Genomic DNA, 26,217 nt, shown 5'->3' with positions numbered 1-26,217 from the left:
TATATCAATCTAACCAATTAGACAAAAATCAAACAAAATCAGACAAATAACGCGATAAATTATTTTAACTGTAGCAATTGAGCGATGATGTATTTATACACCGGATGAACTTTCACTTATCTTCACAGTGACAACCCCGGCACCAGACGTTGCGCAAACAGCGAAGTTTTTGCGTAACCTTTTCCCTGGAACGTTAAATCTTTGATAACAATTTATTGTCTTACAAGTTGTATATTTTTTGAAACGCTGTTTTTGTTTTCCTTTTGGATTAATTTCAGCGTATAATGCGCGCCAATTGACTCTTGAATGGTTTCAGCACTTTGGACTGTAGAACTCAACGACTCAAAAACAGGCACTCACGTTGGGCTGAGACACAAGCACACATTCCTCTGCACGCTTTTTCGATGTCACCTATCCTTAGAGCGAGGCACCACCACTTTCGTAATACCGGATTCGCTTTCCGGCAGTGCGCCCAGAAAGCAAGTTTCTCCCATCCTTCTCAACTTAAAGACTAAGACTGTCATGAAAAAGACCAAAATTGTTTGCACCATCGGACCGAAAACCGAATCTGAAGAGATGTTAGCTAAAATGCTGGACGCTGGCATGAACGTTATGCGTCTGAACTTCTCTCATGGTGACTATGCAGAACACGGTCAGCGCATTCAGAATCTGCGCAACGTGATGAGCAAAACTGGTAAAACCGCCGCTATCCTGCTTGATACCAAAGGTCCGGAAATCCGCACCATGAAACTGGAAGGCGGTAACGACGTTTCTCTGAAAGCGGGTCAGACCTTTACTTTCACCACTGATAAATCTGTTATCGGCAACAGCGAAATGGTTGCGGTAACGTATGAAGGTTTCACTACTGACCTGTCTGTTGGCAACACCGTACTGGTTGACGATGGTCTGATCGGTATGGAAGTTACTGCCATTGAAGGTAACAAAGTTATCTGTAAAGTGCTGAACAACGGCGACCTGGGTGAAAACAAAGGTGTGAACCTGCCTGGCGTTTCCATTGCCCTGCCAGCACTGGCTGAAAAAGACAAACAGGACCTGATCTTTGGTTGCGAACAAGGCGTAGACTTTGTTGCTGCTTCCTTTATTCGTAAGCGTTCTGACGTTATCGAAATCCGTGAACACCTGAAAGCGCACGGCGGCGAAAACATCCACATCATCTCGAAAATCGAAAACCAGGAAGGCCTCAACAACTTCGACGAAATCCTCGAAGCCTCTGACGGCATCATGGTTGCGCGTGGCGACCTGGGTGTAGAAATCCCGGTAGAAGAAGTTATCTTCGCCCAGAAGATGATGATCGAAAAATGTATCCGTGCACGTAAAGTCGTTATCACTGCGACCCAGATGCTGGATTCCATGATTAAAAACCCACGCCCGACTCGCGCAGAAGCCGGTGACGTTGCAAACGCCATCCTCGACGGTACTGACGCAGTGATGCTGTCTGGTGAATCCGCAAAAGGTAAATACCCGCTGGAAGCGGTTTCTATCATGGCGACCATCTGCGAACGTACCGACCGCGTGATGAACAGCCGTCTCGAGTTCAACAATGACAACCGTAAACTGCGCATTACCGAAGCGGTATGCCGTGGTGCCGTTGAAACTGCTGAAAAACTGGATGCCCCGCTGATCGTGGTTGCTACCCAGGGCGGTAAATCTGCTCGCGCAGTACGTAAATACTTCCCGGATGCCACCATCCTGGCACTGACCACCAACGAAAAAACGGCTCATCAGTTGGTACTGAGCAAAGGCGTTGTGCCGCAGCTGGTTAAAGAGATCACTTCTACTGATGATTTCTACCGTCTGGGTAAAGAACTGGCTCTGCAGAGCGGTCTGGCACACAAAGGTGACGTCGTAGTTATGGTTTCTGGTGCACTGGTACCGAGCGGCACTACTAACACCGCATCTGTTCACGTCCTGTAATATTGCTTTTGTGAATTAATTTGTATATCGAAGCGCCCTGATGGGCGCTTTTTTTATTTAATCGATAACCAGAAGCAATAAAAAATCAAATCGGATTTCACTATATAATCTCACTTTATCTAAGATGAATCCGATGGAAGCATCCTGTTTTCTCTCAATTTTTTTATCTAAAACCCAGCGTTCGATGCTTCTTTGAGCGAACGATCAAAAATAAGTGCCTTCCCATCAAAAAAATATTCTCAACATAAAAAACTTTGTGTAATACTTGTAACGCTACATGGAGATTAACTCAATCTAGAGGGTATTAATAATGAAAGCTACTAAACTGGTACTGGGCGCGGTAATCCTGGGTTCTACTCTGCTGGCAGGTTGCTCCAGCAACGCTAAAATCGATCAGCTGTCTTCTGACGTTCAGACTCTGAACGCTAAAGTTGACCAGCTGAGCAACGACGTGAACGCAATGCGTTCCGACGTTCAGGCTGCTAAAGATGACGCAGCTCGTGCTAACCAGCGTCTGGACAACATGGCTACTAAATACCGCAAGTAATAGTACCTGTGAAGTGAAAAATGGCGCACATTGTGCGCCATTTTTTTTTGCCTGCCATTTACCGCTACTGAGTCGCGCGTAACATATTCCCTTGCTCTGGTTCACCATTCTGCGCTGACTCTACTGAAGGCGCATTGCTGGCTGCGGGAGTTGCTCCACTGCTCACCGAAACCGGATACCCTGCCCGACGATACAACGCTTTATCGACTAATTTCTGATCTACACCCTTATTGTCTTTAAATTGCGTAAAGCCTGCTGGCAGTGTGTATGGCATTGTCTGAACGTTCTGCTGTTCTTCTGCTGATAGTGGTCGATGTACTTCAACATAACGCATCCCGTTCGGTTCCACGGAATATTTCACCGGTTCGTTGATCACTTTCACCGGCGTTCCCGTCCGCACGCTGGAGAATAAGGCTTTAATATCCGGTGCATTCATGCGAATACACCCTGAACTGACGCGCAAACCGACGCTGTCCGGCGCACTGGTGCCATGAATGAGGTATTCGCCATTACCATGCGCGAGGCGCAGTGCGTAACGTCCTAGTGGGTTATTTGGCCCGGCAGGAACGACTGGCGGTAATTTAATGCCACGCTCCAGCGAACGCTGACGAATGCCCGCCGTAGGCGTCCAGGTTGGGTTAGGGATTTTCTGCCCCACACGCGTTTCCATCACTGGCGTTTCCAGCCCCTGCAAACCAATACCTATCGGATAGACCTGCACGATATTTTCTCCCGGCGGATAATAATAAAGGCGCAGCTCTGCCAGGTTAACGATAATCCCCTGACGCGGCGCATCAGGTAATAACAGTTGCGAAGGAATAGTTATCGTCGTACCAGGTTTTGGCACCGGGGCGATAGTGTTATTGGCTTCAAGGATCAACATTGCCGCAGTATCAAAACGTCGGGCGATGGCCTGAAGGTTTTTATCCCCTTCTTGCACCGTATACGTTTGATTTTGCCCAACCAGTCGGCTTCCGGTTGGAGGTAGCGGATAATCAACCGCCCAGGCAGCCTGGATGGCGCTAAAAGCGCCGATAAGCGTGAGTGTAAGCAAAGACGCGCGTTTCATTGTAAACCTCCTGTATTTGCCGGAGACTCACGCTGAAACGTCGGATGGTACTTATGTTCACCTGAAACCAAAACACTCCTGTGCAGGTCAGTGTAAACATTGACCATCCGGCAATGTGAGCCAACCGGATGAAAGCTGTCCCTTTAGTTTAGCTAAGTGCAGCGGCTTTGGCGCGAATTGCGCGAATCATCGCTTCCAGACCTTGTGAACGAGATGGGGTGAGATGTTGGGTCAGCGCCATTTTTTCAAACCACGGACGCACATCGAAATTGACAATATCCTGCGGCGTCATCTGATCGTAGAGAATAAAGACGACCGCAATAAGCCCTTTCACAATCGCCGCATCGCTGTCACCCTGCAATTCAATAATTCCCTGCGCATTCTGGCGCATGACAATCCACACCTGACTCTGGCAGCCCTGAATGCTATTTTGTGGGCTTCGGTCTTCGTCGCGTAATTCTGGCAGACGCTGGCCCAGCTCAATAATGTAGAGATATTTCTCTTCCCAGTTGGCGCAGCGTAAAAAATTACGCAGCAATTTTTCTTTATCCGGCAATAAAGCCATAGTGCCTCCCTGTTATCCCAGCAAACGGTGAATACGTTGCAGGCCGGTCACCAGACGATCCACTTCTTCATGGGTGTTATACATGGCCAGCGACGCCCGACACATAGCAGGAACGTTGTAATAGGCCATCAATGGCATTGCGCAGTGATGTCCGGTACGCACAGCAATGCCGTAATTATCGAGAAAACTGCCAACATCATAGGCGTGGTGTTTACCGAGATTAAAAGCAATAACGCCAAGCCTGTTCTGCGGGCCATAGAGAGTGAGATCCGGTACAGATTCCAGCTGTGATAGCGCGTAGTGCATCAGATTCTGTTCATACTCGGCTATGTTATTAAGCCCCAGCGCCGAAACATACTCCAGCGCCGCGCCAAGACCAATGATGCCCCCGGTATTGGGTGTACCGGCTTCAAACCGCCAAGGTGCTTTGGTCCAGGTAGTGCCTTCACTCAGGCTGACGGTGGCGATCATAGAACCGCCCCCTTCCCACGGCGGCATCTCCTGCAACAAGGCTTCTTTGACATAAAGAATGCCAATCCCGGTGGGTCCATACAGTTTATGCCCGGAGAACACGTAAAAATCGCAATCCAGCGCCTGAACATCCACCGGATGATGCATCACCGCCTGAGCGCCATCCACCAGTACTTTTGCGCCATGCTGATGCGCAAGCGTGATCATTTCCGCCAGCGGATTTTCCGTTCCCAGCACGTTGGAGACATGAGTAATTGCCAGCAGACGAGTTTTCTCATCAAACAGCGTAGGCAGCGTCTCCAGTTGCAGCGTACCGTCGGGGTTGAGCGGGATCACACGCAGCTCTGCGCCAACGCGTGCACAAAGCATCTGCCAGGGAACAATGTTAGCGTGGTGCTCCATCTGGCTGATGATGATGTTATCGCCTGCCCGCACATTGCTGTTGCCCCAGCTATTGGCGACCAGATTGATCCCTTCCGTCGTGCCGCGGACGAACACCAGCTCTTCCGCCGAACGGGCGTTGATAAACAGCGATGCCCGCTTGCGCACGTTCTCCATTTTCTCGGTCGCCTGGGCGCTTAAGGTATGAATACCGCGATGCACCGCCGCGTAGCCATGACGATAAAACTCGGCCTCGGCGTCAATCACCTGGCTCGGTTTCTGTGCACTGGCGGCGCTGTCGAGATAAGCCAGCGGCAAACCGTTTACCTCACGCGAAAGCACCGGAAAGTCGGCCCGCACTTTGTCGACGGAATAAGTCATCTTGCACCTCCTGGCAGCCGTTGACCGATTCGGGCCAGCACCTGCTGTTTAAGCCCCTCATCACGCAGTGCTTCCGTCAGTTCGGCAGCGAAGGCGTAAATGATCATCTGCTGGGCATCCTGCTGATTGATCCCGCGCGAGCGCAGATAGAACATCTGTTCATCATCAATACGCCCCACCGTCGCGCCGTGGCTGCATTTCACATCATCTGCATAGATTTCCAGCTGCGGTTTCGTATCCACTTCTGCCAGTTTGCCCATCAGCAGATTATTGTTGGTCATCTGACCATCCGTTTTGATGGCGTGCTGCGCGACGTTGATCAAACCGTTAAATACCGCGCGGCCTTTGTCGCTGACGATAGTTTTGTGCAACTGTCGGCTGTTACAAAAACCTTTATTGTGTTCCAGCCATGTACGGGTATCACACACCTCGTTTTTCACCGGCATCGCCAGGCTATTGATCCGCAGCGTGCTGTTTTCGCCATTGAGTTGCGTACTGGTGTTGTGTCGTAACACTGCGCCACCCAGCAGGAAACTGTGGCTAAATGCGGTGGCATCGTCAGCCAGCAACAAATCGTTATGGGCAAAGTGGTGACTGACCGGGTTTTCAAACGCCAGCTTGATATGCTGCAAGTGGGCGTTCGCTGCGACATTGATAGTGAACCGTGCCCCGGTAAAATGACGAGCATCATTAAGGCTGACAAAATGTTCGATCACCGTCGCTTCGGCACCTTCCGCCAGATCCAGATGATGTCGGTAATGGGCAGTGTTGACCTCTTCACCTGCCACGCCCTGGGTAATATGCATTAACAGCAATGGCTTTGCCGGTCGTTGACCGCGCTTCACGGCGATATGCGTCACGCTTTGCGCCAGGCTTTCCGTCAAATGCAGAAACACTTCCGCCTGAATAGCGTCGCGTAACCCCTGGCGGTCATCGTTAATGCTCACTTCATATCCGCTGCCTTCAGTTGCATCGCTCAGCGCGGGCACGTAACGTCCATCAACAAACACCAGCCGCACGGCGTCTAACGTTAACGCTAAGGCATCACGCTGCTGTGGGGATATCTCTCCCGCAATGCTGACAAACTGGCTATTGGTCAGCCCTTCCAGCGGCGTATATTTCCAGTTTTCATGTTTCCGTGTCGGCAGTCCGGTACGCAGCAATTGTTGTAAATGCTGCTGTGCTTGCGGTGAGCGTTTTGTCCCTTCAGCTTCAAACAAGTGATGCCACTGTTGCAGCGCGTTACTGCTGTTCGGTAAGCCAGCCATAACCCTGCTCCTCCAGTTGTTTGACCAACGTGAAATCGCCGGATTTCACAATTCGTCCCTGATACAGCACATGGACGTAATCAGGCTTGATGTAGTCGAGAATGCGTTGGTAGTGCGTAACAATGATGAATGAACGCTTGCCGTCACGCAGCGAGTTCACGCCATCGGCAACCACTTTTAATGCGTCAATATCCAGCCCGGAGTCCGACTCATCAAGAATACATAACTCCGGTTCCAGCACCGCCATTTGCAAAATATCGTTGCGCTTTTTCTCGCCGCCGGAAAAACCAACGTTTACCGAACGGGTTAATAAATCCTCCGGCATCTTCAGGAGAGCGATTTTCTCTTCCATCAAATCCTGAAAATCAAAGCGGTCGAGCGTTTCCTGGCCGCGATAGCTGCGCACCGCATTAAGTGCCGTTTGCAGGAAAAACTGGTTACTGACGCCGGGAATTTCCACCGGATACTGGAAGGCCATAAAGATGCCTTCACCTGCACGATCTTCCGGCGACAGCGCAAGCAAATCTTTGCCTTTGAACTCAACCGTGCCGCCCGTCACCTCATAATCTTCTCGCCCGGCAAGCGTTGCCGATAAGGTACTTTTGCCAGAACCGTTTGGCCCCATAATGGCGTGAACTTCGCCGGGACGAACGTCGAGGCTTAATCCACGCAGGATAGCTTTATCTTCCACGCTGACGTGTAAATCTTTAATACTTAACATGTTTATTCCTTATCCGACGCTGTGTTCAAGACTGATGGCGAGGAGTTTTTGTGCTTCAACGGCAAATTCCAGCGGCAGTTCTGAGAACACGTCTTTGCAGAAACCGTTAACAATCATCGAGATGGCGTCTTCTTCGCTGATCCCGCGTTGCAGGCAGTAAAACAGTTGATCTTCACCAATACGTGATGTTGTTGCCTCGTGCTCCAGTTGTGCGCTGTTATTGCGACATTCGACATACGGGAAGGTATGCGCCCCACAATTAGCGCCAATCAGCATTGAGTCGCACTGAGTGAAATTGCGCGCATTGGTTGCCGTCGGCATGATTTTCACTAAGCCGCGATAACTGTTCTGACTATGTCCGGCAGAGATCCCTTTCGAGATAATGGTCGATTTAGTGTTTTTACCGATGTGGATCATCTTGGTGCCGGTATCCGCTTGCTGATGACCGCTGGTCAGCGCCACTGAGTAAAACTCACCAATGGAGTTATCGCCGCGCAAAATACAGCTGGGATATTTCCACGTAATCGCTGACCCGGTTTCTGATTGCGTCCATGACATTTTGCTGTTTTCGCCTTCGCACAAAGCACGCTTGGTGACGAAGTTGAGAATACCGCCGGTGTTGTTATCGCCAGGGAACCAGTTTTGTACCGTGGAATATTTCACCTCGGCGTTTTTATGGATGATGACTTCCACCACCGCCGCGTGTAACTGATAGCTGTCACGCACCGGAGCGGAACAGCCTTCAATGTAGCTAACGTAGCTGTCTTCGTCGGCCACCAGAATGGTGCGCTCAAACTGCCCGGTTTTTTCCGCGTTAATACGAAAATAGGTGGAAAGTTCCATCGGGCAGCGCACGCCTTTAGGCACATAAATAAACGTACCGTCAGAGGCTACCGCCGCATTAAGTGCGGCAAAGAAGTTGTCATTCCCCGGCACCACGGTGCCGAGATATTTACGCACCAGTTCCGGGTGATCGTGGATCGCCTCGCCAAAGGAACAGAAAATAATTCCCTGTTCCGCCAGTTTTTCGCGATAAGTGGTGGCAACCGAAACAGAGTCGAAAATGGCGTCCACCGCCACCTCTTTGCCTTCCCGCACGGGAACGCCCAACTGCTCAAACGCCGCCTCCACCTCTTTACTTAAAAAGGCGTTCGCGCCAGTTTGCTGCACCACGCCGGGTTCAGACGCACAAGTGTCGTCACAATTACCGCACGATGGTGCTGAGTAGTAGCTGTAATCCTGATAATTCAGCTTGTCGTAGTGCGCTTTCAACCAGTGCGGTTCTTCCATCTCCAGCCATGCGCGATAGGCGTTGAGACGAAACTCCAGCATCCACTCCGGCTCATTACGCTTCGCCGAAATTGCGCGCACCACCTCTTCGTTTATCCCCTTTGCCAGCTCATCGGTGGCTAACTGGGTGAAGAATCCTTCTTTATAATTCAGCGGGCCGCCGGTCCAGGTTTTGACATCGTCAGTTGCTTCAGTATTACGAGACATAGTACCGCCTATACCCCAAAGCTTTCGCCACAGCCACATTCATTCTGGGCTTTAGGGTTGTGAAATTTGAATATCTGATTAAGTCCTTCACGAACAAAATCGACTTCCGTGCCATCAATAAACGGCATCGCTTGCAGCGGGACAAACAGCTTCGCGCCGTCGTGTTCAAACAGCAGATCGTCTTTGTCCGGCTCGCTAACACTGTCGAGCACATAGCCAAAGCCCGCGCAGCCCGTTTGCTTCACGCCTAAGCGCACGCCGACCATACCCGGCTGCTTTGCCACCAGCTCGCGGATGTGGACAGCGGCTGCGGGTGTCAGCGTTAAGCCCTGCCAGGCGAAATCCTGTGGATTAAAGGTTCCTGAATGCATGTCCATCGATTTACCTCACTTCATCGCTTTCAGCGTATAACAGCATGTTAGTGATAATGATTATCAGTTCAACCCAGCAAACGCAGGGGCTTTACCGTAAAACATGCTTTTTTCCTGCTTTTAATAAGCATAGACCCTGATGTGTGGGTTAACAGGCACGCTAAGAATTAGGTATCTCATTGTTAGATAATGATTATTATCTAAGGAGCATTAAGGCTGTGATGAAAAAGAAAAAGTTGTATTGAAAATGACTATTTAAGAGATAGGTAAAAAAGTGCAGCGTTCAGAAATAAGAAAACCCTTAAGTCTGTGCGACACAGGCTTAAGGGTTTCTACCCCATCCGGCGCTTATCTCCGGCACTCTCAGTGGCTTAGCTCTTGAAGGGGCGATAAGAATAATCTCATAAAGCTAACCCGCCGTTTTAACACAAACTGCGATTAGTATTATTTTTGAACAATATCAGGCGGGTAGATAAGCAGTATTAAGAAGGCCATCGAACCTGGACGGAGGTTAATCCAGGTCGATTTGGCGAAATTGCGGCATCAAGTCAGGATCAATGCACGCCCAGACGCCAGGCAAAGTAGATTTCTTCTTTTAATTCAGCAGAAGAGAGAGTAAGCAGGTCAGCAAATTCAAGTTCTAGTTGTTTCAGACGTTTGAGATATTGGGCAGGTGAAAGATTGCTTTGGTCACGGCGTAAAAATTCAATGGCCAGCTGGGTGGGATCAAGTTGAGTAGACATAGCATCCTCGCTTTTAGACAAGACCTGCACAGTATACCACCGTTTACTGTGCAGATAATGACCAAAAGCAATATGCGTCACACTTTTCTGGTGACAACGTCACAAAATGGCGGTCGTCAATCGTGACGAACAGCACAAACGCCCTTTCTCATCGAAGATTTCAATCTGCCAGACCTGGTGACGCGAACCGAGATGCAACGGTTTGCATACGCCGCGCACCCGCCCTTCTCGTGCCGAGCGGACGTGGTTAGCATTGATTTCCAGACCAACCACCTTTTGCTCACCTTCGGTACATAAATAACCGGCAACGGAACCGATACTTTCGGCCAGTACCACGGATGCCCCTCCATGCAGCAACCCGAAAGGCTGCTTTGTCCGCGAGTCTACTGGCATTGTCGCTTCAAGGGTGTCATCACCAATATGTTCAAAGCGAATATCCAGCAACCCCACCATGTTTCCTTCACCCATGGCATTCAGTGCTTCCAGGGTGATTTTTCGTTTCCATATCATTTAATAATCTCCAGTAAAGCCTGCACAGGATGGCGTACCCCCGTGCCTTCGACCCGTTTTACCTGGCTACGGCAGGAATATCCGGTCGCCAGACAGCGATTACGCGGCAGTCGCTGCATCGCCTGATGCCAGGATAACTCATAGATCCCGAGCGAATTTTTATGGTTTTTCGCTTCATGTCCGTAAGTCCCTGCCATGCCGCAGCAACCCACGCTGACATTTTCCAGTTTCGCGCCAAAACGGGCAAATATCGCGGCCCATTGTGCTGGCGCGCCCGGCAAAGCGGTAACTTCGGTACAGTGACCAAAGAAATACCATGATTCACCGCTGACTGTAGCCACTGGCTGTGAGTCAAGTGCGCTTGCCAGCCATTCATTCGCCAGTAAGACGTTAAACTCGCCACGTTCCTCGCCCAGCGCCAGTTTATATTCATCGCGATAACAAAGTACCAGCGCCGGATCGACGCCCACCATTGGCATCCCCAGCTTCGCCACACGGTTGAGGAAATCCGCCGTCTTTTTCGCCGTCTTCGCAAAACGATTAAGAAAGCCTTTGATATGCTGGGCTTTGCCATTTGGCGAAAATGGCAGTAACACCGGCTGGAAACCTAATTTTTCGACCAGACGGACAAAATCCGCCACCACTTGCGCATCGTAATAGCTGGTAAAGGGGTCCTGCACCACCAGCACCGTGCGCGCTTTCTGCTCTGCACTGAGAGCTTCAAGCTGTTCCAGCGTCATGTTTGCCGAGCGATGCCCCACCATTTGTTGTTGTAGCGAGGGGACCGACAGCAGCGGCAAATCAACCATGCCGATATGTTTTTCCGAGAGTTTGCGCACCAGCGGCTGGTTAATGAAGAAGTTAAAGGTTTTCGGCGCGCGTGCCATCAGCGGTGCGTAGCTCTCGACCGTGGCGACGAGGTGGTCGCGCAGCGGGCGCAAATAACGGGTGTGATAGAGTTGCAGAAAGCGAGAACGAAACTCAGGCACGTCAATTTTGATTGGGCACTGTGTCGAACACGCTTTACAGGCCAGGCAACCAGACATCGCCTCTTTGACTTCGTGGGAGAAGTCATATTCGCCTTTATTCGCATGCCAGCTATTGCGCGTGCGGGCAATTAACGTCCGCAAACTGACGCCTGATTCAGGCAGCTCTTGTTCCAGTTTGACTGGGTCAACGCCGCGATCTGCCAACAAACGCAGCCATTCACGCACCAGCGTTGCGCGCCCTTTCGGTGAATGAATCCGGTTCTGGGTGATCTTCATCGACGGACACATCGGACTACGAGCATCAAAGTTGAAGCATAAACCGTTGCCGTTACACTCCATTGCACCACGCCACTGCTGGCGTACCGCAATGGGGATCTGTCGATCGAATGTACCGCGCTTCACCGCGTCCACTTTCATCATCGGCGCATCGAGACCTTCTGGCGGGCAAATCTTCCCAGGGTTGAGTCGGTTATGCGGGTCAAATGCCGCTTTCACTTTACGCAGTTCTGCAAAAAGTTCCTCACCAAAAAACGCCGGGCTGTATTCGGCGCGAAAACCTTTGCCGTGTTCGCCCCACAACAAACCACCGTATTTCGCGGTAAGCGCCACTACATCATCAGAGATTTGCTTCATCAAAATCTCTTGTTGCGGATCGCACATATCCAGCGCTGGACGGACGTGCAAGACACCTGCGTCGACGTGACCGAACATACCGTAGCTTAAGCCGTGGCTGTCGAGCAGCGCGCGAAATTCAGCAATATAATCTGCCAGATGTTCCGGCGGTACGCAGGTATCCTCAGCAAACGGAATTGGCTTGGCTGCTCCTTTGGCATTGCCAAGCAGACCAACAGCTTTTTTGCGCATCGCATAGATACGTTCAACACCCGCCAGTTCGCGGCACACCTGCCAGCCAATCACACCTGCTTGCTGACTGGCGATAAGTTCATCCAGCCGCGCACAGAGTGCATTTACTCGCACATCAATCAGCGTCTCATCATCACCAGCAAATTCCACAATGTTCAGCCCGAGCATTTCTTTGTCAGGCACATCGGTAATCAACTCGCTGACGGAATGCCAGACAATATCTTCCCGCGCCAGATTCAGCACTTTTGAGTCCACCGTCTCTACCGAAAGAGCCCGCGCCTCAACCATAAACGGCGCGTTACGCAGCGCAGAGTCAAAAGAGTCATATTTGACGTTCACCAGACGGCGCACTTTAGGCAAGGGCGTAATATCCAGCCGCGCTTCGGTAATAAAGGCCAGCGTCCCTTCTGAACCCGTCAGAATGCGCGTCAGGTCGAACTCGGTCATCTCATCGTTAAAGACATGACGCAGATCGTAACCGGTAAGAAAGCGGTTAAGTTTGGGGAAGTTGTCGATGATTAACTGGCGTTGCTGACGGCAACGTTGATAAACCGTGTTATAAATTCGCCCGATTGTGGTATTGGATTTACCCAGCGTTTCCGCCAGTTCGACGGGTAAAGGTTGCGTATCGAGAATATCGCCCCCCAACAACACTGCACGTACGCCAAGTACGTGATCTGACGTTTTGCCATAGACCAGCGATCCCTGACCGGATGCATCGGTATTGATCATCCCGCCGAGCGTTGCCCGGTTGCTGGTCGAAAGCTCCGGCGCAAAAAAGTAGCCGAACGGTTTCAGGTACTGATTGAGTTGGTCTTTTATCACCCCGGCCTCAACGCGCACCCAGCCCTCTTCAGGGTTAATTTCGATGATGCGGTTCATATGGCGGGACATATCAACAATAATCCCCTGGTTGAGCGCCTGACCGTTAGTGCCGGTGCCGCCGCCGCGGGGGGTAAAGATCAGCGATGAATAGCGTTCCTGCGCGGCAAGACGGGCGATCAGCGCCACATCTGCGGTTGAACGCGGAAATACCACCGCATCGGGGAGAAGTTGGTAAATACTGTTGTCGGTCGACATTGTCAGACGATCGGCATAACTTGTCGCCGTATCGCCGGTAAACCCCTGTTGCTCCAGCTCTTGCAAAAAATTAAGCACCAGTTGAACGACGCCGGGTGCCTGGGAAATCTGTGGAATCATTATATTGACCCTTTCCTGCGGTCTGTGATGTAGGTCGATACACTATTCTTTCAGGCGGCTGCAATAGCGCACTGAAAGGTGATGTTTATTTACTCTATGGATTTCGAGTTGCAGGAAGGCGGCAAGCGAGTGAACTCCAGGAGCTTACAACAGTAAGTAACTGGGGTGAACGAACGTAGCCGCAGCACATGCAACTTGAAATACGACGAGTAAATCGTTTGCGTGTTGCCTGAGTTGTTGTACCACATTTTTTTCTAACACGCCCATCAGAATTAAGGGCAGAATCGGCCTGTTAAAAACCGCTGAAATTGCTCATCATTATGCAGGTGAGTTTCGCGTGTTCACGTCGCGTCGACGATTTGACGCACAAAAAAGGTGAAAAGTAGTTATGGTAAATGTTCGTCAGCCCAGGGATGTCGCACAAATTCTGCTTTCGGTGCTGTTTTTAGCCATCATGATTGTGGCATGTCTGTGGATCGTTCAACCCTTTATTCTCGGCTTTGCATGGGCCGGTACGGTGGTTATCGCCACCTGGCCGGTATTGTTACGTTTGCAAAAGATCATGTTTGGCCGCCGCTCTCTCGCCGTTCTGGTGATGACGCTGTTATTAGTGATGGTGTTTATCATCCCTATTGCTTTGCTGGTTAACAGTATCGTCGACGGCAGCGGCCCGCTAATTAAAGCCATTTCCAGCGGTGACATGACGTTACCCGATCTGGCGTGGCTTAATACCATTCCGGTGATTGGCGCGAAGCTATATGCAGGCTGGCACAACTTGCTGGATATGGGGGGGACGGCGATCATGGCAAAAGTCCGTCCTTATATTGGCACCACCACCACCTGGTTCGTTGGGCAAGCGGCGCATATCGGGCGCTTTATGGTGCATTGTGCGCTGATGCTTCTCTTCAGTGCCCTGCTGTACTGGCGCGGTGAACAGGTGGCACAAGGCATTCGCCATTTTGCAACCCGTCTGGCAGGCGTTCGTGGAGATGCCGCCGTGCTGCTAGCGGCACAAGCTATCCGCGCGGTGGCGCTGGGTGTTGTGGTGACAGCGTTAGTACAGGCAGTGCTTGGCGGTATCGGCCTCGCCGTATCCGGCGTACCTTATGCAACTTTGCTCACGGTGTTAATGATCCTCTCCTGCCTTGTCCAGCTTGGACCATTGCCGGTACTGATTCCGGCGATTATCTGGCTCTACTGGACCGGTGATACCACCTGGGGAACGGTACTGTTAGTGTGGAGCGGTGTGGTCGGCACGCTGGATAACGTCATCCGCCCAATGTTAATTCGCATGGGTGCCGATTTACCGCTAATCCTGATCCTCTCTGGCGTTATTGGTGGTTTGATTGCTTTCGGGATGATCGGCCTGTTTATTGGTCCGGTTCTGTTAGCCGTTTCCTGGCGTCTTTTTGCCGCGTGGGTGGAAGAAGTCCCACCGCCGACTGACCAACCGGAAGAAGTTCTCGAAGAACTTGGCGAAATCGAGAAACCGAATAAGTAATTTCTCATCAGGCGGCTCTGCCGCCTGATTGTTAACCTCCGCTAATTGATATTTGCTTGCTCTTCCCCATATTTTCCTGCTTACCGCCATTCAGCTGGTAGTACCTGTCGCAAATTCTTTACAGTTTTTAAACTAATGAGACGAATCTGATCGACGCAAAAAGTCCGTATGCCTACTATTAGCTCACGGTTATAAATCAACATATTGATTTATAAGCATGGAAATCCCCTGAGTGAAACAACGAATTGCTGTGTGTAGTCTTTGCCCATCTCCCATGATGGGCTTTTTTTTAACATTTTTCCGCTTCGCTACCTCGCCCCTCACGCTTTCCAATAATGTTGCACAAGATACTGTGACTCTCTTCAAGCCGTCAGCAGGCTGATAATGTTATTTATATTTTATTGTTTATTTCATGCAGCCATTACACGATGAACGCTTATGAACTCCAGGCTCTTCGCCATATTTTTGCCATGACTATTGATGAATGCGCGACCTGGATTGCCCAGACCGATGACAGTGAAAGCTGGCGTCAATGGGAAAATGGCAAATGCGCCATTCCTGATTATGTAGTCGAGCAACTGTTGGCTATGCGTCAGCAACGAAAAAAACATCTTCATGCCATCATAGAGAAAATAAATAACCGCATCGGCAACAACACCATGCGTTTTTTCCCTGACTTAACCGCGTTTCAACGTGTCTACCCTGATGGCAATTTTATTGACTGGAAGATCTATCAATCGGTAGCTGCTGAATTATATGCACACGATCTGGAGCGGCTTTGTTAATTTCTCCACAGAAAGGAATTGTCTTTGTTACAACAATAATGAACGGATACTGACACAACATCTCTACACTTTTTAAAGCACCTTTGCTAAGTAGAACCTATGAAAAATCCCTATTACCCTACCGCACTGGGGTTGTATTTTAATTACCTGGTGCATGGTATGGGCGTCATTTTGATGAGCCTGAATATGGCCTCGCTGGAGACGCTTTGGCAGACTAATGCCGCGGGCGTCTCGATAGTTATCTCATCACTGGGCATTGGTCGATTAAGTGTCTTGCTTTTTGCAGGATTATTATCCGATCGCTTTGGTCGCCGCCCTTTTATCATGCTCGGGATGTGCTGCTATATGGCCTTCTTTTTTGGCATCCTGCACACCAATAACATCATTATCGCTTATGTTTTTGGCTTTCTGGCGGGAATGGCAAACAGTTTTCTCGATGCAGGCACCTATCCCAGTTTGATGGAAGCTTTTCCACGCTCACCGGGTACAGCCAATATTTTAATTAAAGCATTTGTTTCCAGCGGGCAATTTTTATTACCGCTAATCATTAGCCTGTTAGTGTGGGCTGAACTGTGGTTCGGTTGGTCCTTTATGATTGCTGCAGGCATTATGTTTATTAACGCTCTGTTTTTATACCGTTGTACGTTCCCACCCCATCCGGGTCGTCGCTTACCTGTCATAAAGAAAACCACCAGCTCTACGGAACATCGCTGTTCAATTATCGATTTAGCCAGTTATACCTTATATGGCTATATCTCAATGGCAACATTTTATCTGGTTAGCCAGTGGCTGGCACAGTACGGGCAATTTGTTGCAGGCATGTCATACACCATGTCGATCAAACTACTCAGTATCTACACCGTGGGTTCGCTGCTTTGTGTATTTATTACCGCTCCACTCATTCGTAATACCGTTCGCCCAACAACATTACTGATGCTGTACACTTTTATCTCATTTATTGCTCTGTTTACCGTCTGTCTGCATCCCACATTTTATGTGGTGATAATATTTGCTTTTGTCATTGGTTTTACCTCTGCTGGAGGTGTTGTGCAAATTGGCCTGACATTAATGGCTGAACGTTTCCCCTACGCTAAAGGTAAAGCTACAGGGATCTATTACAGTGCGGGCAGTATTGCGACCTTTACTATTCCATTGATTACGGCTCATCTGTCCCAAAGAAGTATTGCCGATATTATGTGGTTCGATACCGCCATCGCTGCCATCGGCTTTTTACTGGCACTGTTTATCGGCTTACGCAGCCGCAAAGAAACGCAGCATCACTCGCTAAAGGAAAATGTCGCTCCGGGTGGGTAATGCAATATTCTTTTCAGGTCATGCAAGATCTTACGGATAAATAACTCTTTCTGCACCAACTAAGGAAAATCGCGATAAAAAACAAACTATGACATGCAATATTCCTGGAAACATAAACTTTATGCCATGTACCCAGGGAAAATCATCTTCAGTATAGTAATTATGTAAACCGTCGGAGAACAATACGTACGGTAACGAAATTATCTTTCAGCAAGGAGCTGTGAAAATGTCTCAAAATAAGGCTTTCAGCACGCCATTTATCCTGGCTGTTCTTTGTATTTACTTCGGCTATTTCCTGCACGGCATTAGTGTTATTACGCTTGCCCAAAATATGTCATCTCTGGCAGAAAAGTTTTCCACTGACAACGCGGGCATTGCCTATTTAATTTCCGGTATCGGTTTGGGGCGATTGATCAGTATTTTATTCTTCGGTGTGATCTCCGATAAGTTTGGTCGTCGGGCGGTAATATTAATGGCAGTAATAATGTATCTGCTATTCTTCTTTGGTATCCCTGCTTGCCCGAATTTAACTCTCGCCTACTGTCTGGCAGTGTGCGTAGGTATCGCTAACTCAGCGCTGGATACGGGTGGCTACCCCGCGCTCATGGAATGCTTTCCGAAAGCCTCTGGTTCGGCGGTCATACTGGTTAAAGCGATGGTGTCATTCGGACAAATGTTCTACCCAATGCTGGTGAGCTATATGTTGCTCAATAACATCTGGTACGGCTATGGGCTGATTATTCCGGGTATTCTGTTTGTACTGATCACGCTGATGCTGTTGAAAAGCAAATTCCCCAGCCAGTTGGTGGACGCCAGCGTAGCTAATGAATTACCGCAAATGAACAGCAAACCGTTAGTCTGGCTGGAAGGTGTTTCATCGGTACTGTTCGGTGTAGCCGCATTCTCGACCTTTTATGTGATTGTGGTGTGGATGCCCAAATATGCGATGGCTTTTGCTGGTATGTCAGAAGCTGAAGCATTAAAAACCATCTCTTATTACAGTATGGGCTCGTTGGTCTGTGTCTTTATTTTTGCCGCACTGCTGAAAAAAATGGTCCGGCCCATCTGGGCTAATGTATTTAACTCTGCACTGGCAACAATAACAGCAGCCATTATCTACCTGTACCCTTCTCCACTGGTGTGTAATGCCGGAGCCTTTGTTATCGGTTTCTCAGCGGCTGGCGGCATTTTACAGCTCGGCGTTTCGGTCATGTCAGAGTTTTTCCCCAAAAGCAAAGCCAAAGTCACCAGTATTTATATGATGATGGGTGGACTGGCTAACTTTGTTATTCCGCTGATTACCGGTTATCTGTCGAACATCGGTCTGCAATATATCATTGCTCTCGATTTTACTTTCGCGCTGCTGGCCCTGATTACCGCAATTATTGTCTTTATCCGCTATTACCGCGTTTTCATTATTCCTGAAAATGATGTGCGGTTTGGCGAGCGTAAATTTAGCACCCGGTTAAACACAATTAAGCATAGAGGTTAAAGGAGTTAATTATGGATGTTACCGCAAAATACGAATTGATTGGGCTGATGGCCTATCCCATCCGCCACAGTTTATCGCCCGAAATGCAGAATAAAGCCTTAGAAAAAGCGGGATTACCATTTACCTATATGGCCTTTGAAGTGGATAACGATAGCTTTCCCGGAGCAATTGAAGGATTAAAAGCCCTCAAAATGCGCGGAACTGGTGTATCAATGCCGAACAAACAACTGGCGTGTGAATATGTTGATGAATTAACGCCAGCGGCCAAACTGGTGGGAGCCATCAACACCATCGTTAATGATGATGGCTATCTGCGTGGCTATAACACCGACGGCACGGGCCATATTCGCGCCATTAAAGAGAGCGGTTTTGATATCAAAGGCAAAACGATGGTGCTGTTAGGGGCCGGAGGTGCCTCAACGGCGATTGGCGCGCAGGGGGCAATTGAAGGTTTAAAAGAAATTAAACTCTTTAACCGTCGGGATGAGTTCTTCGATAAAGCCCTCGCCTTCGCGCAGCGGGTTAACGAAAACACCGATTGTGTCGTCACGGTTACCGATCTCGCCGATCAGCAAGCCTTTGCTGAAGCCCTGGCTTCCGCCGACATTTTAACCAATGGCACAAAAGTGGGCATGAAACCCCTTGAGAATGAATCATTGGTTAATGATATCAGTCTGTTACATCCGGGACTTCTGGTCACTGAATGCGTGTATAACCCGCATATGACGAAGTTATTGCAGCAGGCGCAACAAGCTGGTTGCAAAACGATTGATGGATACGGCATGTTGTTGTGGCAAGGGGCTGAACAGTTCACGTTATGGACTGGCAAAGATTTCCCTCTGGAATATGTTAAACAGGTCATGGGGTTCGGTGCCTGACAGGCTGACCGCGTGCAGAAAGGGTAAAAAATGAAAACCGTAACTGTAAAAGATCTCGTCATTGGTACGGGCGCACCTAAAATCATCGTCTCGCTGATGGCGAAAGATATCGCCAGCGTGAAATCCGAAGCTCTCGCCTATCGTGAAGCGGACTTTGATATTCTGGAATGGCGTGTGGACCACTATGCCGACCTCTCCAATGTGGAGTCTGTCATGGCGGCAGCAAAAATTCTCCGTGAAACCATGCCAGAAAAACCGCTGCTGTTTACCTTCCGCAGTGCCAAAGAAGGCGGCGAGCAGGCGATTTCCACCGAGGCTTATATTGCACTCAATCGTGCAGCCATCGACAGCGGCCTGGTTGATATAATCGATCTGGAGTTATTTACCGGCGATGATCAGGTTAAAGAAACCGTCGCCTACGCCCACGCGCATGATGTGAAAGTTGTCATGTCCAACCATGACTTCCATAAAACGCCGGAAGCCGAAGAAATCATTGCCCGTCTGCGCAAAATGCAGTCCTTCGATGCCGATATTCCTAAGATTGCGCTGATGCCGCAAAGTACCAGCGATGTGCTGACGTTGCTTGCTGCGACCCTGGAGATGCAGGAGCAGTATGCCGATCGTCCAATCATCACGATGTCAATGGCAAAAACTGGCGTAATTTCTCGTCTGGCTGGTGAAGTATTTGGCTCGGCGGCAACTTTTGGTGCGGTAAAAAAAGCCTCTGCACCAGGGCAAATCTCGGTAAATGATTTGCGCACAGTATTAACTATTTTACATCAGGCATAAGCAATAATATTTCGGCGGGAACATCCTCCCCCGCCGAACTAAAAAAATATATTTAACCGTATTTAATAAAAATATTTCGTGAGTCTCTGTGCGCTAATTCTCCATCTGGCGTAGGGAAAATCACATCTGAATCAGGAATTAACAATGAAACCTGTAAAACCACCTCGTATTAATGGACGAGTGCCGGTCCTGTCGGCACAGGAAGCGGTGAATTATATTCCCGACGAAGCAACACTTTGTGTGTTAGGCGCTGGCGGCGGTATTCTGGAAGCCACCACGTTAATTACTGCTCTTGCTGATAAATATAAACAGACTCAAACACCACGTAATTTATCGATTATTAGTCCAACAGGGCTTGGCGATCGCGCCGACCGTGGTATTAGTCCGCTGGCACAAGAAGGTCTGGTGAAATGGGCATTATGCGGTCACTGGGGACAATCGCCGCGTATTTCTGATCTCGCAGAACAAAATAAAATTATTGCTTATAACTATCCACAAGGTGTACTTACACAAACCTTACGCGCCGCCGCAGCCCACCAGCCTGGTATTATTAGTGATATTGGCATCGGGACATTTGTTGATCCACGCCAGCAAGGCGGCAAACTGAATGAAGTCACTAAAGAAGACCTGATTAAACTGGTCGAGTTTGATAACCAAGAATATCTCTATTACAAAGCGATTGCGCCAGATATCGCCTTCATTCGCGCTACCACCTGCGACAGCGAAGGCTACGCCACTTTTGAAGATGAGGTGATGTATCTCGACGCATTGGTTATTGCCCAGGCGGTGCACAATAACGGCGGTATTGTGATGATGCAGGTGCAGAAAATGGTTAAGAAAGCCACGCTGCATCCTAAATCTGTCCGTATTCCGGGTTATCTGGTGGATATTGTGGTGGTCGATCCGGATCAAACCCAACTGTATGGCGGTGCACCGGTTAACCGCTTTATTTCTGGTGACTTCACCCTTGATGACAGTACCAAACTTAGCCTGCCCCTAAACCAACGTAAATTAGTTGCGCGGCGCGCATTATTCGAAATGCGTAAAGGCGCGGTGGGGAATGTCGGCGTCGGTATTGCTGACGGCATTGGCCTGGTCGCCCGAGAAGAAGGTTGTGCTGATGACTTTATTCTGACGGTAGAAACAGGTCCGATTGGCGGAATTACTTCACAGGGGATCGCCTTTGGCGCGAACGTGAATACCCGTGCCATTCTGGATATGACGTCCCAGTTTGATTTTTATCACGGTGGCGGTCTGGATGTTTGTTATTTGAGTTTTGCTGAAGTCGACCAGCACGGTAACGTCGGCGTGCATAAATTCAATGGTAAAATCATGGGCACCGGTGGATTTATTGATATCAGTGCCACTTCGAAGAAAATCGTTTTCTGCGGCACATTAACTGCGGGCAGTTTAAAAACAGAAATTACCGACGGCAAATTAAATATCGTCCAGGAAGGGCGGGTGAAGAAATTTATTCGGGAACTACCGGAAATTACTTTCAGCGGAAAAATCGCTCTCGAGCGAGGGCTGGATGTTCGTTATATCACTGAACGCGCAGTATTCACGCTGAAAGAAGACGGCCTGCATTTAATCGAAATCGCCCCTGGCGTCGATTTACAAAAAGATATTCTCGACAAAATGGATTTCACCCCAGTGATTTCGCCAGAACTCAAACTGATGGACGAAAGATTATTTATCGATGCGGCGATGGGTTTTGTCCTGCCTGAAGCGGCTCATTAACAGGAGTATCACGATGGATTTTTCTTTAACTGAAGAACAAGAACTGCTGCTGGCCAGTATTCGCGAACTGATTACGACTAACTTTCCGGAAGAGTATTTCCGCACCTGCGATCAAAACGGGACATACCCGCGTGAGTTTATGCGGGCACTGGCGGATAACGGTATTTCCATGCTTGGCGTGCCGGAAGAATTTGGTGGCATCCCTGCGGATTACGTCACCCAGATGCTGGCGCTGATGGAAGTGTCAAAATGCGGTGCTCCGGCATTTTTGATCACCAACGGTCAATGTATTCACAGTATGCGCCGTTTCGGTTCTGCAGAGCAGCTACGTAAAACGGCGGAAAGCACCCTGGAAACGGGTGATCCCGCCTATGCCCTGGCATTGACGGAACCAGGCGCAGGCTCAGATAACAACAGCGCCACCACCACTTACACGCGTAAAAACGGCAAGGTTTACATCAACGGACAGAAAACCTTTATTACCGGTGCGAAAGAGTACCCGTATATGCTGGTGCTGGCGCGCGATCCGCAACCGAAAGATCCCAAAAAAGCCTTCACCCTGTGGTGGGTCGACTCCAGTAAGCCCGGCATTAAGATTAACCCGCTGCATAAAATCGGCTGGCATATGCTCAGCACCTGCGAAGTCTATCTCGACAACGTGGAAGTTGAAGAGAGCGACATGGTGGGCGAAGAAGGAATGGGTTTCCTCAATGTGATGTATAACTTTGAGATGGAGCGCCTGATCAACGCCGCGCGCAGCACCGGCTTTGCCGAGTGTGCCTTTGAAGATGCCGCCCGCTATGCCAACCAGCGTATCGCTTTTGGTAAACCTATTGGGCATAACCAGATGATCCAGGAAAAACTGGCGCTGATGGCGATTAAGATCGACAACATGCGCAACATGGTGCTGAAAGTGGCATGGCAAGCCGATCAACATCAGTCACTGCGCACCAGCGCGGCGCTGGCAAAACTGTATTGCGCACGTACTGCAATGGAAGTCATTGATGATGCGATTCAAATCATGGGCGGTCTGGGCTATACCGATGAGGCGCGCGTCTCTCGCTTCTGGCGTGATGTCCGTTGTGAACGTATCGGCGGCGGTACAGACGAAATTATGATTTACGTAGCGGGTCGGCAGATCCTGAAAGATTATCAGAACAAATAATCTGCAGGCGGCGCAGCTTCTTAACAAACTGCGCCGCCAGATTTATCCGGCAAGACTTACCGGTTGAGGAAATTCAGATAAGATTTCTTGTTCCGCAAAACAGTTTTTAAATTGCCTGCGGTAATCGCTGGGCGAACAGCCGACATGGCGCAAAAACAGTTTGGCAAAGTGATCGACATTTTCATAACCCACACGCCAGGAGATCTCTGCCTGTGATAATTCAGTATTAGTGAGTGACCATTTCGCTTCCGTCATACGCCGTTGAATAACATAGTTAATAGGGGAAATACGATACTCTTTGGTAAATTCATGGCAAATATAACTGACGCTGGCACGAAACTTTTTCGATAACTGCTCTAAAGTGATTTTTTCGCGATAGTTATTATTCAGATAGAAAAGAATATCTTTTATCAGAACATCTTTTTTAATATATCCCTGCTCCGAACGATAAGCATTTTTAAAGTTTTCGTAGTAAAGAATTGCTAACGTATAGGCAAATGCGTCCCATAACGAAGATGTTTGGCTATTTTTACTTTGCGGCAAAATCACACTTAGCTCATTAAATAAGGTTTTAATGACTTCTTTTCCCTGCCCTGCGGCAATTACCGGGCAAGAATGCGGTTGCAGTAGCTGATTTTCCTCAGCCCCCTGAAACTGAAAGCCGTACAGCGCACAGGTACACGTCGTTGCCGGATCGTTAACGTCAGAGGCCACCGCATGCAGCCTGCCGCGTTCTATCACCACAATGTCATCGGCATGCGCGACATATAACGAAGAATCGATGGTAAACCTTGCTACCCCTTTCTTGACGTAAATCAACTCGGTTTCATTGTCATGAACGTGATGTCCGGACTCCCATTTTGGATCATCGCTAAATGCAAAACGTGAAAGCCGTGGCGTTTTACCGGCGACAAACAGCGTTTCGCTGGCGTTATCAAAACAGCGTTGATACATGACAACCTCCCTATTCCATGAGCAAGCAAAAACAATATATGCCGGATAAAATACGGCGTGTATTGCGGTTATACAACCGCGTTTAGCGAGAGCTAAACAAGATTATTTACACTGAATGCAAGATTGTACGGTCATGGAATAACTATATTGCCGCAAATTGCACTTTTGTTTTAGCGATCGCATTTTTTTTGCAAGATTGTTGGCAAGGAAAACAGCTTGCTCCGTCGAAAACCCCGCACCGCTATCGCACACTATTTTCAGACCATTTTTACCTTCCATCGGAGATGGTTCCGTATGCGACTCACAGGAGAAATCATGAAAATAATAACCTGCTTTAAGCTGGTGCCTGAAGAACAGGACATTGTTGTCACTCCAGAATACACCCTGAATTTCGACAATGCCGACGCCAAAATCAGCCAGTTCGATCTCAATGCCATTGAAGCTGCAAGCCAGATTGCAACAGATGACGATGAGATAGCCGCGCTGACCATTGGCGGCTCATTGTTGCAGAACTCGAAAGTGCGTAAAGACGTGCTATCCCGCGGGCCGCACAGCCTGTATTTGGTGCAGGATGCGCAACTTGAACATGCACTGCCTCTCGATACCGCAAAAGCACTGGCGGCAGCAGTTGAAAAGATCGGCTTCGATTTACTGATCTTTGGTGAAGGTTCCGGCGACCTTTATGCCCAGCAGGTTGGCTTGCTGGTCGGAGAAATTCTGCAACTTCCGGTGATTAATGCAGTGAGTGCTATTCAGCGTCAGGGCAATACACTGGTGATTGAACGCACGCTTGAAGATGATGTTGAAGTTATTGAGCTCTCTGTTCCAGCCGTGCTCTGCGTCACCTCCGATATTAATATGCCACGCATTCCTTCGATGAAAGCCATTCTCGGCGCGGGTAAAAAACCGATAAATCAGTGGCAGGCAAGTGACATTGGCTGGAGCCAGAGCGCGCCACTTGCTGAACTGACCAGCATTCGCGTACCGCCGCAAACAGAACGTAAGCACATCATTCTCGATAACGATTCGCCGGAGGCCATTGCCGAGCTGGCGGAATATCTGAAGAAAGCCCTGAACTGAAGCCTACGGAGAAGAAACGATGAGTCAATTAAACAGCGTCTGGGTCTTTAGCGATAATCCTGAACGTTATGCTGAACTGTTTAGCGGCGCGCAGCAATGGGGCCAACAGGTGTATGCCATTGTACAAAATACCGACCAGGCGCAGGCAGTTATGCCTTATGGTCCAAAATGTATTTATGTTCTTGAGCAAAATGATGCGCTGCAACGTACTGAAAATTACGCCGAAAGCATTGCTGCCCTGCTGAAAGATAAACACCCTTCTATGTTGCTGCTGGCCGCGACGAAACGCGGTAAAGCTCTGGCAGCACGGTTAAGTGTGCAACTGAATGCGGCGCTGGTGAACGATGCCACGGCGGTGGATATTGTCGATGGTCACATTTGCGCCGAACACCGGATGTATGGCGGGTTAGCGTTCGCACAGGAAAAGATCAACAGCCCGCTGGCGATCATTACCCTTGCACCCGGAGTTCAGGAACCGTGCACCAGTGATACCGCTCATCAGTGCCCGACAGAAACGGTACCTTATGTTGCTCCGCGTCATGAAATTCTCTGTCGCGAACGCCGTGCGAAAGCCGCAAGCAGCGTGGACCTGAGCAAAGCAAAACGTGTGGTTGGCGTCGGTCGTGGTCTGGCGGCGCAGGATGACCTGAAAATGGTCCACGAACTGGCGGCGGTGCTGAATGCTGAAGTCGGCTGTTCACGTCCAATTGCCGAAGGCGAGAACTGGATGGAGCGTGAACGTTATATCGGTGTCTCCGGCGTGTTGCTGAAATCCGATCTCTACCTGACGCTGGGGATCTCCGGGCAGATCCAGCATATGGTTGGCGGCAACGGCGCAAAAGTGATTGTCGCCATCAATAAAGATAAAAATGCGCCAATCTTCAACTATGCCGACTACGGTCTGGTGGGCGATATCTACAAAGTCGTCCCTGCCCTGATTAGCCAGTTGAGCCGCTAATTCCCCTTTCAACCACATCTCCCGCTGTAAACGCAGCGGGAAGGGAGCA

At 49.4% G+C, this 26,217-nt stretch carries 24 protein-coding genes and 1 other RNA gene; 14 read left to right on the top strand and 11 right to left on the bottom strand.

Annotated features, from left to right (window positions below; all coding sequences use genetic code 11):
• The first annotated feature begins 320 nt into the window (after positions 1-320).
• From ACK8NJ_RS10855 to lpp, 3 genes are all read left to right on the top strand, one after another.
• Positions 321-515: a protein YnhH gene (locus ACK8NJ_RS10855; RefSeq protein WP_240806354.1), complete on the top strand. Its 195-nt coding sequence runs from the start codon at positions 321-323 to the stop codon at positions 513-515.
• Positions 516-522: 7 nt separating this feature from the next.
• Positions 523-1,935, top strand: a complete 1,413-nt coding sequence (gene pykF, locus ACK8NJ_RS10850) for a pyruvate kinase PykF (protein ID WP_001295403.1) — start codon at positions 523-525, stop codon at positions 1,933-1,935.
• 310 nt (positions 1,936-2,245) lie between these two features.
• Positions 2,246-2,482 (top strand): murein lipoprotein Lpp, encoded by a 237-nt coding sequence (lpp, locus tag ACK8NJ_RS10845; protein ID WP_000648420.1) that lies wholly within the window; start codon positions 2,246-2,248, stop codon positions 2,480-2,482.
• Between the two features lie 64 nt (positions 2,483-2,546).
• Here the strand turns inward: lpp and ldtE are convergent, their stop codons facing one another.
• The 10 genes from ldtE to ydiJ all read right to left on the bottom strand — a co-directional run bounded on the left by ldtE (position 2,547) and on the right by ydiJ (position 13,512).
• Complete coding sequence (gene ldtE / locus ACK8NJ_RS10840) at positions 2,547-3,551, bottom strand: L,D-transpeptidase LdtE (protein ID WP_000817111.1); 1,005 nt, start codon at positions 3,549-3,551, stop codon at positions 2,547-2,549.
• A 148-nt stretch (positions 3,552-3,699) separates the two neighbouring features.
• Positions 3,700-4,116 carry a cysteine desulfuration protein SufE gene (gene sufE, locus ACK8NJ_RS10835; protein WP_001196530.1) on the bottom strand — a complete coding sequence of 139 codons (417 nt, stop codon included), beginning with the start codon at positions 4,114-4,116 and terminating at the stop codon, positions 3,700-3,702.
• Between the two features lie 12 nt (positions 4,117-4,128).
• A complete protein-coding gene (sufS, locus tag ACK8NJ_RS10830; RefSeq protein ID WP_001520612.1) occupies positions 4,129-5,349 on the bottom strand; it encodes a cysteine desulfurase SufS in 1,221 nt (406 codons plus the stop codon).
• Complete coding sequence (sufD, locus tag ACK8NJ_RS10825; protein WP_328115972.1) at positions 5,346-6,617, bottom strand: Fe-S cluster assembly protein SufD; 1,272 nt, start codon at positions 6,615-6,617, stop codon at positions 5,346-5,348. Before sufD ends, sufS begins: the two co-directional genes overlap by 4 nt.
• Positions 6,592-7,338: a Fe-S cluster assembly ATPase SufC gene (gene sufC / locus ACK8NJ_RS10820; protein WP_000948872.1), complete on the bottom strand. Its 747-nt coding sequence runs from the start codon at positions 7,336-7,338 to the stop codon at positions 6,592-6,594. The genes sufD and sufC overlap by 26 nt, the downstream gene beginning before the upstream one ends.
• Before the next feature lie 9 nt (positions 7,339-7,347).
• Positions 7,348-8,835, bottom strand: a complete 1,488-nt coding sequence (gene sufB, locus ACK8NJ_RS10815; protein ID WP_001389790.1) for a Fe-S cluster assembly protein SufB — start codon at positions 8,833-8,835, stop codon at positions 7,348-7,350.
• Positions 8,836-8,843: 8 nt separating this feature from the next.
• Positions 8,844-9,212: a Fe-S cluster assembly scaffold SufA gene (gene sufA / locus ACK8NJ_RS10810; protein WP_000367171.1), complete on the bottom strand. Its 369-nt coding sequence runs from the start codon at positions 9,210-9,212 to the stop codon at positions 8,844-8,846.
• Positions 9,213-9,760: 548 nt separating this feature from the next.
• Entirely contained in the window at positions 9,761-9,949 is a 189-nt protein-coding gene (locus ACK8NJ_RS10805; RefSeq protein WP_001296104.1) for a YdiH family protein, read from the bottom strand.
• Positions 9,950-10,048: 99 nt separating this feature from the next.
• Positions 10,049-10,459, bottom strand: coding sequence for a 1,4-dihydroxy-2-naphthoyl-CoA hydrolase (gene menI / locus ACK8NJ_RS10800; protein WP_000637986.1), 411 nt, complete (start codon positions 10,457-10,459; stop codon positions 10,049-10,051).
• Positions 10,456-13,512 carry a D-2-hydroxyglutarate dehydrogenase YdiJ gene (gene ydiJ, locus ACK8NJ_RS10795; protein ID WP_328115961.1) on the bottom strand — a complete coding sequence of 1,019 codons (3,057 nt, stop codon included), beginning with the start codon at positions 13,510-13,512 and terminating at the stop codon, positions 10,456-10,458. Before ydiJ ends, menI begins: the two co-directional genes overlap by 4 nt.
• Positions 13,513-13,900: 388 nt before the next feature.
• On the opposite strand from ydiJ, the gene ydiK reads away from it, so the two are divergent.
• From ydiK to ACK8NJ_RS10750, 9 genes are all read left to right on the top strand, one after another.
• A complete protein-coding gene (gene ydiK / locus ACK8NJ_RS10790; protein ID WP_000248640.1) occupies positions 13,901-15,013 on the top strand; it encodes an AI-2E family transporter YdiK in 1,113 nt (370 codons plus the stop codon).
• Positions 15,014-15,198: 185 nt separating this feature from the next.
• An RNA gene (gene rprA / locus ACK8NJ_RS10785) (antisense sRNA RprA) lies at positions 15,199-15,306 on the top strand.
• A 135-nt stretch (positions 15,307-15,441) separates the two neighbouring features.
• Positions 15,442-15,798: a YdiL family protein gene (locus ACK8NJ_RS10780; RefSeq protein ID WP_089564417.1), complete on the top strand. Its 357-nt coding sequence runs from the start codon at positions 15,442-15,444 to the stop codon at positions 15,796-15,798.
• 99 nt (positions 15,799-15,897) lie between these two features.
• On the top strand, positions 15,898-17,112 hold the full coding sequence (locus ACK8NJ_RS10775; protein WP_000795587.1) for an MFS transporter: 1,215 nt from the start codon (positions 15,898-15,900) through the stop codon (positions 17,110-17,112).
• Positions 17,113-17,338: 226 nt separating this feature from the next.
• Positions 17,339-18,604, top strand: a complete 1,266-nt coding sequence (locus tag ACK8NJ_RS10770; protein ID WP_411962439.1) for an MFS transporter — start codon at positions 17,339-17,341, stop codon at positions 18,602-18,604.
• A gap of 11 nt (positions 18,605-18,615) precedes the next feature.
• Positions 18,616-19,482, top strand: a complete 867-nt coding sequence (gene ydiB, locus ACK8NJ_RS10765) for a quinate/shikimate dehydrogenase (protein WP_000383469.1) — start codon at positions 18,616-18,618, stop codon at positions 19,480-19,482.
• A gap of 30 nt (positions 19,483-19,512) precedes the next feature.
• Entirely contained in the window at positions 19,513-20,271 is a 759-nt protein-coding gene (aroD, locus tag ACK8NJ_RS10760) for a type I 3-dehydroquinate dehydratase (protein WP_024230421.1), read from the top strand.
• A 144-nt stretch (positions 20,272-20,415) separates the two neighbouring features.
• Positions 20,416-22,011, top strand: coding sequence for an acyl CoA:acetate/3-ketoacid CoA transferase (locus tag ACK8NJ_RS10755; protein WP_000805670.1), 1,596 nt, complete (start codon positions 20,416-20,418; stop codon positions 22,009-22,011).
• Positions 22,012-22,024: 13 nt separating this feature from the next.
• Entirely contained in the window at positions 22,025-23,176 is a 1,152-nt protein-coding gene (locus ACK8NJ_RS10750) for an acyl-CoA dehydrogenase (protein WP_000347850.1), read from the top strand.
• 42 nt (positions 23,177-23,218) lie between these two features.
• On the opposite strand, the gene ACK8NJ_RS10745 is transcribed toward ACK8NJ_RS10750, so the two are convergent.
• Positions 23,219-24,130, bottom strand: a complete 912-nt coding sequence (locus ACK8NJ_RS10745; RefSeq protein WP_000284798.1) for an AraC family transcriptional regulator — start codon at positions 24,128-24,130, stop codon at positions 23,219-23,221.
• A gap of 315 nt (positions 24,131-24,445) precedes the next feature.
• On the opposite strand from ACK8NJ_RS10745, the gene ACK8NJ_RS10740 reads away from it, so the two are divergent.
• Together ACK8NJ_RS10740 and ACK8NJ_RS10735 are read left to right on the top strand one after the other, a co-directional pair.
• Positions 24,446-25,210: an electron transfer flavoprotein gene (locus tag ACK8NJ_RS10740; RefSeq protein ID WP_411962437.1), complete on the top strand. Its 765-nt coding sequence runs from the start codon at positions 24,446-24,448 to the stop codon at positions 25,208-25,210.
• A 19-nt stretch (positions 25,211-25,229) separates the two neighbouring features.
• Entirely contained in the window at positions 25,230-26,168 is a 939-nt protein-coding gene (locus ACK8NJ_RS10735; RefSeq protein ID WP_025210542.1) for an electron transfer flavoprotein subunit alpha, read from the top strand.
• The last annotated feature ends 49 nt before the right edge of the window (positions 26,169-26,217 follow it).

The sequence above is a fragment of the Escherichia sp. F1 genome, from assembly GCF_046764225.1.
Taxonomy (GTDB): Bacteria; Pseudomonadota; Gammaproteobacteria; order Enterobacterales; family Enterobacteriaceae; genus Escherichia; species Escherichia coli.
This window is presented reverse-complemented; position numbering and strand designations above follow the sequence as displayed.